Origin of the sequence: Kitasatospora sp. NPDC059462 (genome assembly GCF_042749955.1) — a bacterium.
Taxonomy (GTDB): Bacteria; Actinomycetota; Actinomycetes; order Streptomycetales; family Streptomycetaceae; genus Kitasatospora.
The window spans coordinates 74,133-91,861 of sequence record NZ_JBHYUU010000011.1; the positions used below are offsets into that span (position 1 = coordinate 74,133).

Genomic DNA, 17,729 nt, shown 5'->3' on the forward strand with positions numbered 1-17,729 from the left:
CCCGTCAGTCCCGGGAGAGGTACTGCGGCGGCACCGCGTCCGTCAGCCAGACCCCGTTGGCGCTCACCCGGAACTCGTGGCCCGCCGCCGCCATCGCGGCCGCGTCCACCCGGAGCACCACCGGCCGGCCGTGCCGGGCGCCCACCCGGGTGGCGGTTTCGGTGTCCGCCGACAGGTGGACGTCCCGGCGGGCCATCGGGCGCAGCCCCTCGTGGAGGATCGCCGCCAGGCTGCGGGTCGCGGTGCCGTGGAACAGCACCGGCGGGGGCTCGGTGGCGGCCAGACCGAGGTCGACCGCCACCGTGTGCCCCTGGCTGGCCCGGATCGACAGGCCGTCCGGCGAGTAGGCGAAGCGGCGCTTGTTGTTGGTCGCCACCACGTGGTCCAGCTCGGCCCTGGTCAGCCGGGTGCCCCGGGCCGCCAGCGCGCCGAGCAGCACGTCCACCCGCACCCAGCCGGCCGCGTCCAGGGCGATCCCCACCCGGCCCGGGTCGTGCCGCAGGATGCCCGACAGCATCCTGCTGGTCCTCACCACGCGCCTCTCGTCCACGCCTGTCGTTCCTCTCCGGTCGGGCCGCCCGACTACGAGGCCTGGCTGACCGAGCTCATGTTGAATCCGGGAACCCGGACCGGCGGCATCGCCGCCCGGGTGAACCAGTCGCTCCACTCGCGCGGCAGGCAGCGCTCCGTGCGGCCGACCTCGGTGATCCGGCCGAGCAGGTCCACCGGCGACTCGTTGAAGCGGAAGTTGTTGACCGCCCCGACCACCTCGCCGTTCTCCACCAGGTAGACGCCGTCCCGGGTCAGGCCGGTCAGCAGCAGCGTCGCCGGGTCCACCTCGCGGATGTACCAGAGGCAGGTGAGCAGCAGGCCGCGCTCGGTCCGGGCGATCATCTCCTCCAGCGTCGGCGCGTCCTGCTGACCGGCCGTCTCCAGCACGAGGTTGCCGACCTCCGGGCGCACCGGCAGCCCGGCCAGGGCCGCCGAGTGCCGGTTCGTGACCAGGCCGGTCAGCTCGCCGTCGCGGATCCAGTCGGTGGCGGTCAGCGGCAGACCGTTGTCGAACACCGAGGACTCGCCCTCACCGCCGGAGGCCAGCACGAACGGCGCGCACTCCAGGCCCGGCTCGTGCGGGTCGGAGCGCAGCGTCAGCGGCAGCCCGGCCAGCTTCTCGCCGATCCGCGTCCCGCCGCCGGGCCTGGAGAAGACCGTGCGGCCCTCGAAGGCGTCCCGGCCGCCGGCCGACCACGACAGGTACACCATCAGGTCGGCGACGGCGGACGGCGGCAGCAGCGTCTCGTAGCGGCCGGCCGGCAGGTCGATCCGGCGGCTGCCCCAGCCGAGCCGCCGGGTCGCCTCGGCGTGCAGGGCGGCGACGTCCACGTCGGAGAAGTCCCGGGTGGAGGCACCGGTCCAGGCCGAGCCGGACAGGTCGGCGGTCTTGGCGTTCAGCTCGACCGTGCCGGTCGGCTGGTCGTGGCGCAGCCGCAGACCGGTGGAGGTGCCCAGGTAGCTGGTGACCAGCTCGTGCCGGGCGAAGCCGTACAGCAGCTCGCCCTGCTCGGCGGCGCGGGCGAAGGCCCGGCCGAGGGCCGGTCCGAACTCCTCGAACACGGCGACCGAGGTCTCGGCGGGCGGCTCGGTGAAGTGCGGCGAGTTCCGCTGCTCGGCCGCGGTGACCAGCGGCTGCGCGTCCTCGGCCGGGCCGGCCGCGCGGGCGGCCGCCTCGGCGGCCCGCACCAGGTCCGCCACCTCCTGCGGGCCGACGGCCTCGCGGGAGACCACGCCGGAGGCGGTGCCCTCGGCGCCGGCCACCGTGGCGATCACGGTGAGCCGCCGGCCCCGGGTGACGCCGTTGGTGGTGAGCGCGTTGCCGGCCCAGCGCAGGTTGGCGGTCGACTCCTCGTCGGCGATCACCACGCAGCCGTCGGCGCGGGAGAGGCCGAGCGCCAGCTCGACGAGTTCGTGGGGCTGCGTCGTCGCGGTCATCAGTGACCCGCCTCCTGCTGGGTGTTGAGCACGTTGACGTTGCGGAACAGCGCCGAGGGGCAGCCGTGGCTGACCGCGGCGACCTGGCCGGGCTGCGCCTTGCCGCAGTTGAAGGCACCGCCCAGGACGTAGGTCTGCGGGCCGCCGACGGCCGCCATCGAGCCCCAGAAGTCGGTGGTGGTGGCCTGGTAGGCGAAGTCCTTCACCTGGCCCGCGAGTTCGCCGTTCTTGATGGCGTAGGCGCGCTGGCCGGTGAACTGGAAGTTGTACCGCTGCATGTCGATCGACCACGAACGGTCTCCGACGATGTAGAGGCCGTTCTCGACGCCCGCGAACAGGCCCTCGGTGGACGGGCCGCCCTCGGCCGGGCGCAGCGAGACATTGGCCATCCGCTGCACCGGGACGTGCGCGGGGGAGTCCGCGAAGGCGCAGCCGTTGGAGCGCTCGAAGCCCTTGAGCTTCGCCATCGCGCGGTCGAGCTGGTAGCCGACCAGCACACCGTCCTTGACGAGGTCCCAGGACTGCGCGGCCACCCCCTCGTCGTCGTAGCCGACGGTGGACAGCCCGTGCTCGGCGGTGCGGTCGCCGGTGACGTGCATCAGCTCCGAGCCGTACTGCAGCGAGCCGAGCTTGTCGAAGGTGGCGAAGGAGGTGCCCGCGTAGGCGGCCTCGTAGCCGAGGGCGCGGTCCAGCTCGGTGGCGTGGCCGATCGACTCGTGGATGGTCAGCCAGAGGTTGGACGGGTCGATCACCAGGTCGTAGCGGCCCGGCTCGACGCTCGGCGCCTTCATCTTCTCGGCCAGCAGGACGGGCAGTCCGGCGAGCTCGGCGTCCCAGTCCCACCCGGTGCCCGTCAGGTACTCCCAGCCGCGCCCGGCCGGCGGCGCCAGGGTGCGCATCGAGTCGAAGGCGCCGGTGCGCCCGTCCACCGAGGTGGCCTCCAGCACCGGGTGCAGCCGCACCCGCTGCTGGGTGGTGACGGTCCCGGAGGTGTCCGCGTAGAACTTGTTCTCCTGGACGGTCAGCAGGGTCGCCTGGACGTGCGAGACGCCCTCGGCGGCCAGCAGCCGGGTGCTCCACTCGGCGAGCAGCGCCGTCTTCTCGGCGTCCGGCACCTCGAAGGGGTTCACGTCGTAGGCGGAGACCCAGGTGACGTCGCGGTGCACCGGCTCGTCGGCCAGCTCGACCCGCTGCGCCGATCCCGCCGCGCGGCTGATCCCGCCGGAGAGCCCGGCCACCGCGACGGCCTGCCCGGCCACCCGGGCCGCCGCGTCCGGGGTGAGGTCCACCCCGGCGGCGAAGCCCCAGGCGCCGTCCAGCAGCACCCGCACGGCGAAGCCGAGCTGGACGCTGTCGGAGGTGCCGGACGGGCGGGCGTCGCGCAGCCGCCAGGAGGCGCTGCGCACCTGCTCCAGGCGGAAGTCGGCGTGCGTGGCACCGAGTTCGCGGGCCCGGGTGAGGGCGGCGTCGGCGAGGGCGTGCAGCGGGTGGCCGAGGAAGAGCGGGTCGACGGCGCGCGCGGCGCCGCCGCGGGGCGCGGGCGTGCTGGTCGGGGGCAGCGGAGGCAATCGGGCTCCCTGGTCGGGCGGACGGCGGTGCGGCGCCCCGATACGGACAAGGGCACCCGAACCGCATCATTGCCCGTCAAGGGGGTTTCGGCCAGCGCATTTCCGGTGCGGCGGCCAGACCCTAGCGAACGCCCTCCCACCAGCCGTCCAGCTCCGGCGGGTTGTCGACGTCCACCCGCTCGCCGGGGCGCGGGACCGCCAGCGGCACGCCGTGCTCCTTGGCGGCCACCAGCAGCCGCTCGACCGGCTCGGCCCACGGGTGCAGCCCCAGGTTGAAGGTGCACCAGTGCACCGGCAGCAGCAGTCCGGCGTTCAGCTCCCGGTGGGCGAGGACGGCGTCCTCGGGCGTCATGTGGATGTCCGCCCAGGCCGGGTCGTAGGCGCCGACCTGGACGAGCGCGGCGTCGAACGGGCCGTGCGCGGCGCCGATCCGCGCGTAGCCCTCGAAGTAGCCGGAGTCGCCGGTGTAGTAGACCTTGCGGCCCGGCCCGGCGATCACCCAGGAGCCCCACAGGGTGGTGTTGCGGGTCAGCCCGCGGCCGGAGAAGTGATGGGCGGCGGTCAGCGTGAGCGCCAGGTCACCGAGGGTGCAGGTCTCGTCCCAGTCCAGCTCGATGATCCGGTGTTCGGGCACGCCCCAGCGGCGCAGGTGGGCGCCGATGCCGAGCGGCACCGCGAACGGCGCGGACTGGCTGCGCACCAGCCGCCGGACCGTCGCCATGTCCAGGTGGTCGTAGTGGTCGTGCGAGATGAGCACCGCGTCCACCTGCGGCAGCTCCTCCAGCTCCACCGGCACGGGGTGCAGCCGGCGCGGGCCGACCTGCGCGGCGGGGGAGCAGCGCTCGCTCCAGACCGGGTCGAGCAGCACCCGCGAACCCTCGATCTCCACCAGCGCCGAGGCGTGCCCGTACCAGGTGACCGCCACGCCCTCGGCGGCCGGGCCCGCGGCGTCGGCCGGGCGGACGGTGGGCACCGGCCGGCCCGGCGTGCGGCCCTCGCGCTGGAACAGCGCCCGGCGCACCGTGCCCGGGTCGATGCCGGCCGGCGCGGACGCCCGGGCCAGCACGGAGGGCGCGTTGTGGAAGACGCCGTCGCGGTACTGGGGGGAGTTGCGCAGCCGCTCCTCCCGTTCGCCGTCCGGCCGGCGGCCGAACGCCGCCGGGAGGTCGCGCAGCGCCCAGGCGACCGCTCCCGCGCCGACCGCCAGTGCGGCCAGGGCCGCCAGTCGTCCGCGCCGATGGGTGGTCCCGGCCCGTGCCTCGCTCATTGCGCGCTCCGCCTCCGCTCGTCACCGGGGCCGGTTACCGGCTGCGGGCCGCTGCGGGCCCGGTGCGGCGGCCCCGGCGTGGTGCCGCACCAGGGGCACAACGGGCATGCCCCGTCGTCGGGTTCCCGGACGACCGGCTCAGTGGACACGACAACGTGGCGGGGACCGGCGGGCGCATAGCGGGAAGCCGGCCGGACACGGATTGTCGGGTACCGACAGTTCCGTCGGTGCGGCGCTGTGGGAGACCGATTCGTCGCGGCGCCGGAACGACCGATAGCGTCAAGCATCGCGTACTCGTTGCGACGTACGCGGACATCACGCAGTGGCGCGCGGGCATCACGGCGTGCGCACCCAACGGAGAGAGGTGGATCGTTGAGCCGCTCGGTTCTCGTCACCGGAGGCAACCGGGGCATCGGCCTCGCGATCGCCCAGGCCTTCGCCGAGGCGGGCGACAAGGTCGCCATCACCAGCCGGTCGGGTGAGGTGCCCGAGCAGCTGGCCAAGTACGACGTGCTCGCGGTGCGCTGCGACATCACCGACAGCGCCCAGGTGGACGCCGCCCTGACCGAGGTCGAGGCCGCGCACGGCGCCGTCGAGGTGCTGGTCGCCAACGCCGGGATCACCAACGACACCCTGCTGCTGCGGATGTCGGAGGAGGCCTTCACGTCCGTCCTGGACACCAACCTCACCGGGACCTTCCGCGTCGTGAAGCGCGCGTCCAAGCTGATGATGCGCGCCCGCAAGGGCCGGATCGTGCTGATCTCCTCGGTCGTCGGCCTCTCCGGCTCCCCGGGCCAGGCCAACTACGCCGCGTCCAAGGCGGGCCTGGTCGGCTTCGCCCGTTCGCTGGCCCGCGAGCTGGGCCCGCGCAACATCACCGTCAACGTGGTCGCCCCCGGCTTCGTGGACACCGACATGACCGCGGTGCTCAGCGACGAGCGCCGCGCGGAGATCGTCGCCGGCGTGCCCCTGGGCCGCTACGCGGCGCCCGCCGAGGTCGCTTCCACCGTGCGGTTCCTCGGTTCGGACGAGGCCGCGTACATCACCGGAGCCGTCATTCCCGTCGACGGCGGATTGGGCATGGGTCACTGAGACATGAGCGGAATCCTTGAGGGCAAGCGCATCCTCATCACCGGTGTGCTGCTGGAGTCCTCCATCGCCTTCCACGCCGCCAAGCTGGCCCAGGAGCAGGGCGCCGAGGTCATCCTGACCGCCTTCCCGCGGCCGAGCCTGACCGAGCGCGTCGCCAAGAAGCTGCCGAACCCGGTCAAGGTCCTGGAGCTGGACGTCTCCAACCCGGAGCAGCTGGCCGGCATCGCCGACCAGGTGCGCGAGCACCTGCCGAGCCTGGACGGCATCGTCCACTCGATCGGCTTCGCCCCGCAGGACGCCCTGGGCGGCAACTTCCTGAACACGCCGTGGGAGTCCGTGGCCACCGCCATGCACGTCTCGGCGTACTCGCTGAAGTCGCTGACCACGGCGCTGCTGCCGCTGATGCAGGACGGCGGCTCGGTCGTCGGCCTCACCTTCGACGCGCAGTTCGCCTGGCCGCAGTACGACTGGATGGGCCCGGCGAAGGCCGCCCTGGAGTCCACCAACCGCTACCTGGCCCGCTACCTGGGCGAGCGGGACATCCGCTGCAACCTGGTCTCGGCCGGCCCGCTCGGCTCGATGGCCGCCAAGTCCATCCCGGGCTTCGGCGACCTGGCCGCCACCTGGGACAACCGCTCGCCGATGAAGTGGGACCTGAACGACCCGGAGCCGGCCGGCCGCGGCATCGTCGCCCTGCTGTCGGACTGGTTCCCGAAGACCACCGGCGAGATCATCCACGTCGACGGCGGCCTGCACGCCATCGGCGCCTGACGCCTCCCGTTCACGCCGCTGCCCGGCACCCCTCCCGAGGAGGAGGGGTGCCGGGCAGCGGCGTCGGTGCTACCGGGGTGCTACCGGCTCGCAGCCGTAGTGGGCGGCCATCGCGTTGGCCCAGGCGCGGAAGGCGGGGGCTTCGAGGGCCGGGGGCGCATCGGCGATCGAGCGCCCGAAGGCCTGCAGCGTGAGGGTGCCGGTTCCGCAGGGCGCGGCCACGGTACTTCCGTTGCCGGTGCCCCGCCAGCCGTCCGCCAGTGGTTCCAGCGGCTTGTCGTCGACGTGCAGGGCGAAGCCCGGGTAGCGGGTGTCGAGGGTGGCGGTGAACTCGTAGAGCGGCTGCTGCCGGGTACCGCTGTGGATCCAGCAGGTCTGCACCGGTGCCGAGGGGCTGCTGATGTCCTGGACGGCCGAGGGCGGGAGCGTGCCGGTGGCGGTGGCCCCCGGGACCCCGCAGAGCTTCCCGTCCTCGACGGGCCGCGCGAGCTGTTCGCCGGTGGTCAGGTGGACGTCGGGGACCTGCGCCGAGCCGCAGCCGGAGCGGCGGGCGACCGCTGCCGCGAAGTCGGCGGCCAGCCGGGCCAGGTCCTGCCGAGCCCCGGGCGACGCGGTCGTGTCCGCCCGGACGGACTGGTAGGGGTCGGGTTCCTCGTCGCGGACCACGTCCACGGCGACCGCGTCGGCGTCCCGCTTCGGGTAGTGGTCGGTGTCCTTGGTGTCCAGCCGGCAGCCGGGCGCCATCAGCAGCCAGCCGCGGGTGTTGCCGAACGCGCCGACCGGCCCCCGGTCCGGCTGGGACATCGCCGGATCGGCCCGCAGGGACGGCTCGAAGAGCTGGGCCGATCTGGTCCGCAGGTGGATCTCGGCGACGTACGTGCCGCCGCGCCTGAGGCTGATCGCACAGTTCGCCTCCGGATCGCTCCGGTCGCTCGACACGTCGCTGTCGGCGACCACGATCTTGCCGCTGCCGAGGACCCGTTCGGCGTCCTCGGCGGCGACGGCGCCGTCGCAGAGGCGGTCCGGGAGGAACAGGTTGGTGTACTGCCACGCGGCGAAGCCGCCCGCGCCGAGGGCGAGGACGAGCACGCCGGCGAGGACCGCCCAGGTGCGCCGGGAGAGTTTCACTGCTGACCGTTCCGTCCCAGGGCGCTCATGGCGTTGGCGTGGCCGCTGGTGTGGCCGGTCGCCATGTTGGAGTAGACGAGGTCGGCCCGGGCGTCCGTGGTGTAGCCGTTCGCCCGGCCCCAGCCGAGGGCCATCTCCTTGCTCTGGTTCAGGGCCGCGAAGTGGTGGTCGGAGGAGCCCTTGTTGCCGGCGTCCTGGGCGTCCTTCTTGACGTCGTCCGCCCACTTCTCGATGCCCATGTCGACGAGCGTCCCGGCGATGTCGCCGACCTCCGGGATGAACCCGGTCACGGTGCCGTTCATCGAGGAGGCCAAGGAGCTGGTCTTGTCGGCCCACTCCATCCGGTCGTCCTTGTTGTCGAGGATGACGTCGGAGCGGATCGCGTCGTAGGCGCCGAGCGCGGTGCCGATGCGCTGGGCCGGGAGGTCGACGACCTCGCGGTCCGCCCGGGGGTCGGGCGGCAGGGCGGCGATGAGCTCGGCGGCCTTGGCCCGTTCGGCGCCGTAGAGCAGGGCGTAGGCCTCGGGTTCCTCCGAGACGCCGCGCAGGACGCGCACCAGGCTGTCGGCGCCGCCGTCGAGGTGGCCCTCGCCGTTCTCCTCGCGGACCCCGCCGCTGCCGGCGCTGACGTGGTCGCTGAGGATCTTGTGGGTGTCGTCGACGTAGTCCGACAGCGCGTTCGCCAGCGGCATCTTCAGGTCGTCGTGGATCTCGCTGCCCTTGCCCTCCCCGTCGAGCGCCGCGATCACGCCCTCCATCACCCGGGCCTGCGCCGGGGTGTGCGGGCCGCCGTTGTGGGTGCCCTCGCCGGGGACGTCGCCGGTGGCGGCGGCCTCCAGGGCGGCGGCGAGGCCGTCCTGGTGGGTGGTCTTGTCGATCATCGGCGGCCCGTACAGGGTGTTGACGTACGAGGTGGGCCACTCGCGGTCGCGCAGCAGGTACGCAAGGCGGTCCTCGGCCCCCGGCCCCTTGGGGTCGAGGAACTGGGTGGCGGCCTCCGGGTTCTGGCCCATCAGCTTGAGCACGCCGTCCACCGGGTCGAAGACCAGGTCCGGGCGCGGGCCGTTGAACTGGTGCGAGGACCAGCGGTTCTTGTTGTCGCGCTCGGCCTTGAGGACGTCGGTGCCGAGGTCGTTCAGGAACTGCGAGCCGTACCCGGCGTTGCCGTGCTGAAGCAGGGTGGTGAGCGTCTGGTAGCCGTAGATCGGCTCGGTCCTGCCGCCGAAGTGGCGCTCGTTGATGTTCTTGACGCCGGCTTCCTGGAGGCCCTTGCGGAAGTCCTGGTAGAACCTGCTGTTGGTGTCCCGGGTGGCGCCGCCGATGGTGTTGGCGAGGTTGGTCTGCAGCTCGCCGTACTCGCCCTTGTTCTTGCCGTCCCGGTCGTTGATCCGGACCTCCAGCTCGTCGGCGAGCAGCAGGGTGCCCTCGGGACCGAGCGCGTTGAGCAGGGTCTGGCCGTAGACCGGGCTGCCGGAGTTGGCCTTCATCAGGTTGTTGAGCTCGGCCAGCTCCTCGGCGCTGAGGTTCTTGCCGTCCTTGAGCCGGGAGGCGAGGTCGGCGGCCCGCTTGCCGTCCGCCTCGTCACCGCCGCCGACCGCCTGGCCGTTGAACTCGTTCACCAGGTCGCCGACCTTGGCGGCGCGGCGCAGCTGGAGGGCGGCCCGCTGGTCGGCCGCGGTCGCCTCCTCCACGTAGATGCTGATCTTCTGCGCCCACGTGCCGGCGGCCTCGCTGCGCTCCTGCTGGTAGTCCCGGTCGTGGCGGTACTCCTGCTTGGTGGCCGGGTCGAGCGCGCCGACGTCGAACATCACGGCGCCGGTGCCGGTCACCTTCATGCCGTCGGCCCGGGCGTCGGCGACGGCCTGCTTCAGCTTCTTCTGCGCCGCCTCGAAGTCGTTCTTGGCGTCGGTGATGATCGACGCGACGGCCTTGGCCTCGGTCTGCGCGTCGATGCTCTGCTGGCGGGTCCGGTCGACGTGGGCGTTGGCGGCGAACGCGGTGGAGCCCATCCACAGACCCTGGTTGCCGGTGACGGCGAGCACCTCGGTCTCCAGCCGGTGCTGGATCTGCTGGTACTTGCCGGCCATCGCCGTCCAGTCGGCGGCGGCCTTGGCCATCGCGGACGGGTCGGCCTTCATGACGTCCTCGAAACCGAGCAGGCTCATGCGGCTCACGCCTTCCCGGTGAACGACGTGGCGATGCCCTGCTCGACGTTCAGGTAGTTGCTGTGGGTCTGCCGCATCATCCCGGCCTCCTGGTTGAGCCGGCCGTTGAGCTGCGACACCTGCTCGTGCCACTCCTTGAGCGCGCCGCGCAGCGCCGTCGCGGAGTCCCAGCCGCTCAGCTTCGCGGCCGCGGCCTCGGTCGACTCGTCGGCCGTCTTCCCGGCCGCGGTGCTGTCGTTGGCGATGCCGTCCAAGGAGGTGGCCGCCTTGTCCAGGGCAGGAGTCGACACCTTCGTCGGCCCGCCCCCCGGCCCCTGGCCCAGTTTCAGGTCCGGATCCGCCATCACTATCTCCCCGTGGTGTCCACACCCGGCCGGAGTCCGGCCGTCCGCGAATTTTCACGGGACGTTAGCACGTCAAAAGCGGCCCCCCGCAAGGCGAGAGGCCGCTGCGCGGGCAACCGGGACGGGTCAGGCGTCGGGGTCGTTGCAGGCGCCGATGGCGCGGCCGGCCTCGTGGGAGGCGCGCTGGGGGTCGCGGGCGCGGATGGCGTCGACGATCTTGTCGTGGCCGAGGTAGCGCTCGGCGATGAGTTCGGGGCCGACGTCGTGGCGCAGGTGGGCGCGGGTGACCTCGCCGAGGTCGGCGTAGACGGCGGCCAGGACGTCGTTGTGGGCGGCGGCGACGACGGCCTGGTGGAAGGCGGCGTCGGCCTGCACGAAGTCCTCGGCGTCGCCGGCGCGCCAGGCGTCCTCGCGGCGGGCGAGGGCGGCGTCGATGAGGGCGAGGTCGCGGTCGGTGCGGCGGGTGGCGGCGAGGCCGGCGGCGGAGGTCTCCAGGGTGGCCCGCAGCTCGGCGACCTGGGCGCGGTCGGCGTCCGCGAAGCGGCGGTGCATCACCCCGGCGAGTTCGCTGGTGGCCAGGACGTAGGTGCCGGAGCCCTGGCGGATGTCCAGCAGACCGTTGTGGGCGAGCGCCCGGACGGCCTCGCGCACCGTGTTCCTGGCCACACCGAGCTGTTCGACGAGGGCGGCCTCGGTGGGGATGCGCGAGCCGACCGCCCACTCGCCGGAGGTGATCTGGGCCCGGAGCTGGGCGATCACCTGGTCGGACAGCGGGGTGCGCCTCGGCGAGGACAGCGCCACGGGGGACTCCTTGGGTCGGACGGGTCGGGCCATCATGCCAATTCGCGGATGCGCTAATTCATCCCATCATTCTATGATGACTCGCATGTCGTCCGCCGCAGACACCGCAGACCCCGCCACCGCCTCCCCCCGGACCGGTTCCCGGCCGCAGACCGAACGGTCCGCCGCCCCGACCGGCCGCAGCACCCTCGGCTGGCTGTTCGCCCTCGCGATCGCCGCCGCCGCGTTCAACCTGCGACCCGTGGTCACCAGCCTCGGGCCGCTGCTCGACCAGGTCCGCGCCGACCTCGGGATGAGCCCGACGGTGGCCGGCCTGCTCACCGCCGTCCCCTCGCTCTGCTTCGCCCTGTTCGGCTTCGCCGCGCCCGGCCTGGCCCGCCGGCTCGGCCCGGTCGCGGTGGTCACCGCGGGCATGGGCGCGATCACCGCGGGCGTGCTGGCCCGGTCCTTCGCCGGCAACACGGCCGTCTTCCTGCTGCTGACCTCGCTCGCGCTGGCCGGTGTCGCGGTCGCCAACGTGCTGATCCCGGTGGTGATCAAGCGGTACTTCCCGGAGAAGGTCGGGCCGATGATCGGCCTGTACTCGATGGCGCTGTCCGCCGGCACCGCGCTGGCCGCGGCCGTCACCGTCCCGCTGACCAGCGCGCTCGGCGGGGACTGGCGGGTCGGCCTCGGGGTGTGGGCCGCGCTCGGCGCCCTCGCCCTGCTGCTCTGGCTGCCGGCGCTGCTCACCCGGCGGCAGGAGGCCGGCGCGGGGTCCGGTGGCCAGGCCGGCGGGGCGAAGCTGCCGATCACCCGCAGCCGCACCGCCTGGGCGCTGGCCTGCTTCTTCGGCTGCCAGGCGACCGGCGCCTACGTGGTGATGGGCTGGCTGCCGAAGATCTTCCAGGACTCCGGCATCTCCGAGGGCACCTCCGGCGTGCTGCTGGCGCTGACCATGGTGATCGGCGTGCCGGTCTCCTTCGTGCTGCCCAACCTGGCCGCCCGCCGCGGCGACCAGCGGCTCTTCGTGGTGGTGCTGGCGGCCTTCGGCATCGCCGGCTACCTCGGCCTGGCCATCGCCCCGGCCGCCGCGCCGTGGGTGTGGGCGGTCCTGGTGGGCCTGTCCAACTGCGCCTTCCCGCTGGTGCTGACCATGATCGGCCTGCGCGCCCGGACCGCCGGCGGAGTGGCCCAGCTGTCGGCCTTCGCCCAGGGCGTCGGCTACCTGATCTCGATCCCCGGCCCGATCCTGATCGGCCGGCTCTACCAGGCGACCGGCGAGTGGTACCTGCCGCTCGGCTTCCTGGCGCTGCTGCTGGTGCCGCAGATGCTGTTCGGCCTGCGGGCCGCCCGGTCCCGGCACATCGAGGACGAGGCCGTCCCGGCGCAGGCCGCCGCCGCCTCGGCCTGACGAGGCGCCCCTCCGGCGGGGGCGGTGGTGGACGGGCGTGTCCGGGGTGGGAGAATCCGGGCATGCCCGTTCTCGAACCGAACCCCACCGACGGCCACAAGAAGCTCGGCCAGCTCGCCGCGATCATCGGCGGCATCGTCGTCCTGCTGATCATCGTCGCGACCGTCGCCCAGAACCTGGGCTGACGGCCGGACGGCCTCCCGGCGGACCGCGCACGACGGCACCGCCCGCCCCTCCGGGTGGCGGCATCGGGCAGCATCGCGCTCCCGGCCGGCTTTTCTGCCAAGCTTGCTGGGTATGAGCGCCGACACGCCCCGCAGGATCATCGTTCTCCGCCATGCCAAGGCCGACTGGCCGGACGGCGTCGACGACCACGAGCGGCCGCTGGCCGACCGGGGCCGCCACCAGGCCCCGGAGGCCGGACGCTGGCTCGCCGACTCCGGCATCAACCCCGACTACGTGCTCTGCTCCGACGCCCTGCGCACCCGGGAGACGTGGAAGCTCGCCGCGCACGAGCTCCCGAAGCGCTCGCGCAGGACCGTCTACGAGGGACGCGTCTACGAGGCCACCCCCGGCGCGATCATCGCCGTCCTCCAGGAGACCCCGGAGGAGTACGCCGACCTCGTCCTGGTCGGCCACAACCCGGGCGTGCTGGGCCTGACCCAGGTGCTGGCCGGGGACGAGGGCGACCGGGACGCGCTGGAGCGGCTGCGCCTCGGCGGCTTCCCGACCGCCGCCATCGCGGTGCTCAGCTTCTCCGGCTCCTGGAAGGGCGTGGAGCCGGGCGTCGCCGAGCTGGTCTCGTACTTCACGCCGCAGGACTGAGCGGGCACGGCCCGGTGAACGACCGAGGGGCGTGCGGACCAGGTCCGCACGCCCCTCGGCCCTACCGGGCGGGGCCGGTCAGCCGGCCGCCGGGGCGCCGCCCTCGGCCTGCCCGTCCAGGACGCCGGCCGCCTCGACCTCCTCGCGGGTGATCCCGAGCAGGTAGAGCACGGTGTCCAGGAAGGGCACGTTCACGGCGGTGTCCGCCGCCTGCCGCACCACCGGCTTGGCGTTGAACGCCACGCCCAGCCCGGCCGCGTTCAGCATGTCCAGGTCGTTGGCGCCGTCGCCGATCGCCACCGTCTGCTCCAGCGGCACCCTCGCCTGCTCGGCGAACCGGGTCAGCCAGCGCGCCTTGCCCGCCCGGTCGACGATCTCGCCGACCACCCGGCCGGTGAACTTCCCGTCCACCACCTCCAGGGTGTTCGCGGCCGCGAAGTCCAGCCCCAGCTGCTCCACCAGGTGGTCGGTGACCTGGGTGAACCCGCCGGACACCACCGCGACCTGGAAGCCCAGCCGCTGCAGGGTGCGGATCAGGGTGCGCGCGCCCGGGGTGAACCGGACCTCGGCGCGCACCTTCTCGGTCACCGTGGCGTCCAGCCCGGCCAGCAGCGCCACCCGGGCGTGCAGCGACTCGGCGAAGTCCAGCTCGCCGCGCATCGCCGCCGCGGTCACCTCGGCGACCTGCTCCTCGCAGCCCGCGTGGGCGGCGAACAGCTCGATCACCTCGTCCTGGATCAGCGTGGAGTCGACGTCCATGACCACCAGGCGCTTGGCCCGCCGCTCCAGCCCGGCCGCCACCACCGCGACGTCCACCCGCTGGGTGGCCGCCTCCTGCGCCAGCTCGGCGCGCAGCTGCTCGGTGGCCACCCCCGAGACGGCCAGCTCGACGGCGGTCACCGGGTACTTGGCGAGCCGGAAGACACGGTCGATGTTGCCGCCGGAGCCGGTGATCCGGGAGGTGAGCGCGGCGACCGCGGAGGCCGTCAGCGGGTGACCGAGAACGGTGACGTGCGAGCGGCCCTCGCGCCGCGGCCGGTTGTCGCCGGTGCCGGAGATGATCTCGGCCTGGAGCTTCTGGTCCTCGGCCCAGCGGTGCACGACGGCCCGCAGACCGCCCTCCGCGCCGGGCGCCGGGGGAGCGCTGACCAGGGCGCACAGCGTTATCCGGCCCCGGGTCACCACCTGCTCGATGTCGACGACCTCGACGCCGTACCCGGCCAGGGTGGCGAAGAGCCCGGTGGTGATACCGGGGCGGTCCTTGCCGAACACCTTGACGAGCAGGGTGCGCCCGTCCTCGGTCCGGGGCTGCGATGCGGGGAGCGGCTCGGCGGCCAAGGGCGATGCGTTCATGGTGCCTCCCACGCTACCCGCAGCCCGTCGCGGCGACGGCACCCGTCCGGGTCGTGGACGGGCGTTCCGGCCACCCGCCGACCGGTCCGCCGGCGGGTCCGTCGACCCGCCCGCAGACGTGCCCGTCGACCCGCCCGCCGACGTGCCCGCCGACGTGCGGCGGAGCCGGCCGTCCACGGGTGGTCCGCGAATCGTTGCCGCCTGGTCACAGTCCGCGGGGGCGGCTTTCACCCGCGCCCGGCGGGCTGGAATGATTCCCCCGTCAGATTCACGATCATTTCGCCCCGACCTGACCGGGGCGCACCATCGGGGGAACCGAGAGAGCGGGGCAGACGAGCAGTGCCGCAACTCGTCATCGAGATCAACGGACAGCAGCGGGTCCTGGAACCCGGGCGGTCCTACACCATCGGTCGCAACCCGCAGTCGGACTTCCAGTTCGACGACGCGCGGGTCTCCTGGCAACACGCCACCATCTCCTTCAACGGGGCGGGTTGGCAGCTGGACGACCACGGGAGCACCAACGGCACCTTCACCGGCGGCGCCCGCACCCTGCAGGCGCAGCTGTTCCCGGGAGCCGTGGTCAACCTCGGCAACGCCGACAACGGCCCCCGGCTCGCCTTCTCCGCGCCGGCCGTCCAGCCCGCCGCGCAGGCGCAGGCCTGGCACGAGGCGACCACCAGCCGCAGCCCCGCCGCGCCGCCGCACGCCGCCGCGCCGCACCAGCAGCCGTGGCAGGCCCCGGCGCAGCAGCAGCCCTATCCGCCGCAGGCGCAGGCCCAGCCGCCGCACCAGCAGCCGTGGCCGCAGCAGCACGCCCAGCCGCAGCCGCACCCGCAAGCCCAGCCGCACCCGCAGGCGCAGCAGCACCCGCAGGCCCAGCCGCAGCCGTTCCCGCAGCAGCAGGGCTTCCCGCAGCCGGCGCCCGCCGAGCACGACGGCGGCCCGCAGCCGACGATCATCCGCAACCTGACCGCCGGCATGAAGACCATCCGGATCGGCCGCGCGCTCGACAACGACATCGTGGTCTCCGACCTCCAGGTCTCCCGCCACCACGCCGAGCTGCGCCAGCTGCCGGACGGCCGCTACGAGATCGTCGACCTCGGCAGCCACAACGGCATCTTCCTCAACGGCCAGCGCGTCGAGCGCCAGCTGATCGGCGCCCAGGACCGGCTGACGGTCGGCCACTCCAGCTTCGTGCTGGTCGGCGACCAGCTGCAGGAGTTCGTCGACACCGGCGCGGTCTCCTTCTCCGCCCGCCACCTGACCGTCGAGGTCGAGCACAAGGGCGGGAAGAAGATCCTGCTCAACGACGTCAGCTTCGGCGTCCCGGAGAAGTCCCTGGTCGCGGTCATCGGCCCGTCCGGCTCCGGGAAGTCGACCCTGCTGCGCGCCCTCACCGGCTACCGCCCGGCCGACCGCGGCGACGTCCTCTACGACGGCCGCAACCTCTACAAGCAGTTCGCCGAGCTGCGCTCGCGGATCGGCCTGGTGCCGCAGTCGGAGATCCTGCACAAGGAGCTCACCGTCCGCACCGGCCTCAAGTACGCGGCCCGGCTGCGCTTCCCCGGTGACACCGAGGCGCGCGAGCGCGAGGCGCGGATCGACGAGGTGCTCTACGAGCTGCGCCTGGACAAGCGCGCCGACAACCGGATCACCGCGCTCTCCGGCGGCCAGCAGAAGCGCGTCTCGGTCGCCCTGGAGCTGCTCACCAAGCCCTCGCTGATCTTCCTGGACGAGCCCACCTCGGGCCTCGACCCGGGCATGGACCGCGAGGTCATGCAGATGCTGCGCGGCCTCGCCGACGACGGCCGCACCATCCTGGTCGTCACCCACTCGGTGGCCGAACTCGCGCTCTGCGACCGGCTGCTGGTGATGGCGCCGGGCGGTTCGGTGGCGTACTTCGGCCCGCCGGACGAGGCCCTGCACTTCTTCGGGTACGAGACCTGGGCCGACATCTTCCAGGCCTTCGAGAACTACCCGGACCACGACTGGGCCGGCCGCTACCGCGGCTCGGTGCACTACCAGCAGTACTCGGCGGACGTCGACTCCGGCACCGTGCAGTCCGCGCAGATCGTGCAGGAGGCCGTCCGCCCGCCGAAGCCGCAGAGCTGGGGCTCGCAGCTGTGGACGCTGATCCGCCGCTACGTCTCGGTGCTCGCCTCCGACCGGGGCTTCCTGGCGCTGTCGATCCTGCTCCCGGCGGTGCTCGGCGCGGTCAGCGTGCTGATCCCGAACGAGGCGGGCCTGGCCCGCAACCCCAAGACCCAGCTGGGCCTGAACAGCGGGGCCGCGACGATCATGCTGATCCTGGCGATCGGCGCCTGCTTCTCCGGGGCGGCCAACTCGGTCCGCGAGCTGATCAAGGAACGGGCGATCTACGAGCGGGAACGGGCCACCGGGCTGTCACGCTCGGCGTACATGATGTCCAAGATCATCGTCCTGGGCTTCTTCAGCGTCGTCCAGGGCGCGATCATCTCTGCCGTCGGCTTCCTGCCGCGCAAGCTGCCCTCCGACGGCCTGGTGATCAAGGACCTGCCGATCCTGGAGATGAGCTTCGGCCTGATCCTGCTCAGCTTCGCCTCGATGATGTTCGGCCTGGCGATCTCCGCGCTGGTCAAGACCGCCGAGAAGACCATGCCGCTGCTGGTCATGTTCGCGATCATCCAGGTCGTCTTCACCGGCTGCCTCTTCCAGGTGTTCTCCAAGCCCGGCCTGGAGCAGTTCGCCTGGCTGATGCCGGCCCGCTGGGGCACCGGCATGGTCGCCACCACCCTGGACCTCTCGCACCTGCTCGGCCCCTGGAACAAGGACTTCCAGAACCCCGAGTACGACGCGATCTGGGGCCACAACGCCGGCCAGTTCTGGTTCGACGCCGGGATCCTGATCCTGATGTCGATCGTCATCGGCATCGTCGTGACCCGCCTCCAGCGCCGCCACGAGCCCGAGGTCATGCAGAAGGGCTGACCGCCCGCCCGACCGCCCGAGGGGCGGCCCGCCCCACCCGGGGAGGGCCGCCCCTCGGGCGTTCCCCGG

At 73.1% G+C, this 17,729-nt stretch carries 15 protein-coding genes; 6 read left to right on the plus strand and 9 right to left on the minus strand.

Annotated features, from left to right (window positions below; all coding sequences use genetic code 11):
- Positions 1–4: 4 nt before the first annotated feature.
- The 4 genes from ACFXAM_RS05520 to ACFXAM_RS05535 form a co-directional block, all read right to left on the minus strand.
- Entirely contained in the window at positions 5–550 is a 546-nt protein-coding gene (locus ACFXAM_RS05520; protein ID WP_380287703.1) for an RNA 2'-phosphotransferase, read from the minus strand.
- Between the two features lie 32 nt (positions 551–582).
- On the minus strand, positions 583–1,989 hold the full coding sequence (locus ACFXAM_RS05525; RefSeq protein WP_380287704.1) for a metallopeptidase TldD-related protein: 1,407 nt from the start codon (positions 1,987–1,989) through the stop codon (positions 583–585).
- Complete coding sequence (locus ACFXAM_RS05530) at positions 1,989–3,548, minus strand: TldD/PmbA family protein (protein ID WP_380287716.1); 1,560 nt, start codon at positions 3,546–3,548, stop codon at positions 1,989–1,991. The genes ACFXAM_RS05525 and ACFXAM_RS05530 overlap by 1 nt, the downstream gene beginning before the upstream one ends.
- A 130-nt stretch (positions 3,549–3,678) precedes the next feature.
- Positions 3,679–4,824, minus strand: coding sequence for an MBL fold metallo-hydrolase (locus tag ACFXAM_RS05535; RefSeq protein ID WP_380287705.1), 1,146 nt, complete (start codon positions 4,822–4,824; stop codon positions 3,679–3,681).
- Between the two features lie 372 nt (positions 4,825–5,196).
- Here ACFXAM_RS05535 and fabG point away from each other — a divergent pair, with 372 nt between their 5' ends.
- Both fabG and fabI read left to right on the plus strand, forming a co-directional pair.
- Positions 5,197–5,916, plus strand: a complete 720-nt coding sequence (gene fabG, locus ACFXAM_RS05540; protein ID WP_380287706.1) for a 3-oxoacyl-[acyl-carrier-protein] reductase — start codon at positions 5,197–5,199, stop codon at positions 5,914–5,916.
- Positions 5,917–5,919: 3 nt separating this feature from the next.
- The gene (gene fabI / locus ACFXAM_RS05545; protein ID WP_380287707.1) at positions 5,920–6,687 is read left to right on the plus strand and encodes an enoyl-ACP reductase FabI; all 768 of its coding nucleotides are present in this window, start codon (positions 5,920–5,922) and stop codon (positions 6,685–6,687) included.
- 69 nt (positions 6,688–6,756) lie between these two features.
- Here the strand turns inward: fabI and ACFXAM_RS05550 are convergent, their stop codons facing one another.
- The 4 genes from ACFXAM_RS05550 to ACFXAM_RS05565 form a co-directional block, all read right to left on the minus strand.
- A complete protein-coding gene (locus ACFXAM_RS05550) occupies positions 6,757–7,815 on the minus strand; it encodes a hypothetical protein (RefSeq protein WP_380287708.1) in 1,059 nt (352 codons plus the stop codon).
- Positions 7,812–9,980, minus strand: coding sequence for a DUF6571 family protein (locus ACFXAM_RS05555; RefSeq protein WP_380287709.1), 2,169 nt, complete (start codon positions 9,978–9,980; stop codon positions 7,812–7,814). Before ACFXAM_RS05555 ends, ACFXAM_RS05550 begins: the two co-directional genes overlap by 4 nt.
- Positions 9,981–9,985: 5 nt before the next feature.
- Positions 9,986–10,324, minus strand: coding sequence for a WXG100 family type VII secretion target (locus tag ACFXAM_RS05560; protein ID WP_380287710.1), 339 nt, complete (start codon positions 10,322–10,324; stop codon positions 9,986–9,988).
- A 126-nt stretch (positions 10,325–10,450) separates the two neighbouring features.
- Positions 10,451–11,125, minus strand: coding sequence for a FadR/GntR family transcriptional regulator (locus ACFXAM_RS05565; RefSeq protein WP_380287711.1), 675 nt, complete (start codon positions 11,123–11,125; stop codon positions 10,451–10,453).
- Between the two features lie 85 nt (positions 11,126–11,210).
- Between ACFXAM_RS05565 and ACFXAM_RS05570 the strand changes: the two genes are divergently transcribed.
- From ACFXAM_RS05570 to ACFXAM_RS05580, 3 genes are all read left to right on the plus strand, one after another.
- Positions 11,211–12,518: a CynX/NimT family MFS transporter gene (locus tag ACFXAM_RS05570; RefSeq protein ID WP_380287712.1), complete on the plus strand. Its 1,308-nt coding sequence runs from the start codon at positions 11,211–11,213 to the stop codon at positions 12,516–12,518.
- 62 nt (positions 12,519–12,580) lie between these two features.
- Entirely contained in the window at positions 12,581–12,703 is a 123-nt protein-coding gene (locus tag ACFXAM_RS05575) for an SGM_5486 family transporter-associated protein (protein ID WP_344333909.1), read from the plus strand.
- 112 nt (positions 12,704–12,815) lie between these two features.
- On the plus strand, positions 12,816–13,343 hold the full coding sequence (locus ACFXAM_RS05580) for a SixA phosphatase family protein (RefSeq protein ID WP_380287713.1): 528 nt from the start codon (positions 12,816–12,818) through the stop codon (positions 13,341–13,343).
- A gap of 78 nt (positions 13,344–13,421) precedes the next feature.
- On the opposite strand, the gene serB is transcribed toward ACFXAM_RS05580, so the two are convergent.
- Positions 13,422–14,696, minus strand: coding sequence for a phosphoserine phosphatase SerB (gene serB, locus ACFXAM_RS05585; RefSeq protein WP_380287714.1), 1,275 nt, complete (start codon positions 14,694–14,696; stop codon positions 13,422–13,424).
- 339 nt (positions 14,697–15,035) lie between these two features.
- On the opposite strand from serB, the gene ACFXAM_RS05590 reads away from it, so the two are divergent.
- Entirely contained in the window at positions 15,036–17,660 is a 2,625-nt protein-coding gene (locus ACFXAM_RS05590) for an FHA domain-containing protein (RefSeq protein ID WP_380287715.1), read from the plus strand.
- Positions 17,661–17,729: the final 69 nt, after the last annotated feature.

Coding starts and splice junctions, on each gene's coding strand:
- serB (WP_380287714.1), bottom strand. CDS start 14,696: ATGAACGCATCGCCCTTGGCCGCCGAGCCGCTCCCCGCATCGCAGCCC.
- ACFXAM_RS05535 (WP_380287705.1), bottom strand. CDS start 4,824: ATGAGCGAGGCACGGGCCGGGACCACCCATCGGCGCGGACGACTGGCG.
- ACFXAM_RS05570 (WP_380287712.1), top strand. CDS start 11,211: ATGTCGTCCGCCGCAGACACCGCAGACCCCGCCACCGCCTCCCCCCGG.
- ACFXAM_RS05580 (WP_380287713.1), top strand. CDS start 12,816: ATGAGCGCCGACACGCCCCGCAGGATCATCGTTCTCCGCCATGCCAAG.
- ACFXAM_RS05525 (WP_380287704.1), bottom strand. CDS start 1,989: ATGACCGCGACGACGCAGCCCCACGAACTCGTCGAGCTGGCGCTCGGC.
- ACFXAM_RS05575 (WP_344333909.1), top strand. CDS start 12,581: ATGCCCGTTCTCGAACCGAACCCCACCGACGGCCACAAGAAGCTCGGC.
- ACFXAM_RS05555 (WP_380287709.1), bottom strand. CDS start 9,980: ATGAGCCTGCTCGGTTTCGAGGACGTCATGAAGGCCGACCCGTCCGCG.
- ACFXAM_RS05560 (WP_380287710.1), bottom strand. CDS start 10,324: ATGGCGGATCCGGACCTGAAACTGGGCCAGGGGCCGGGGGGCGGGCCG.
- fabI (WP_380287707.1), top strand. CDS start 5,920: ATGAGCGGAATCCTTGAGGGCAAGCGCATCCTCATCACCGGTGTGCTG.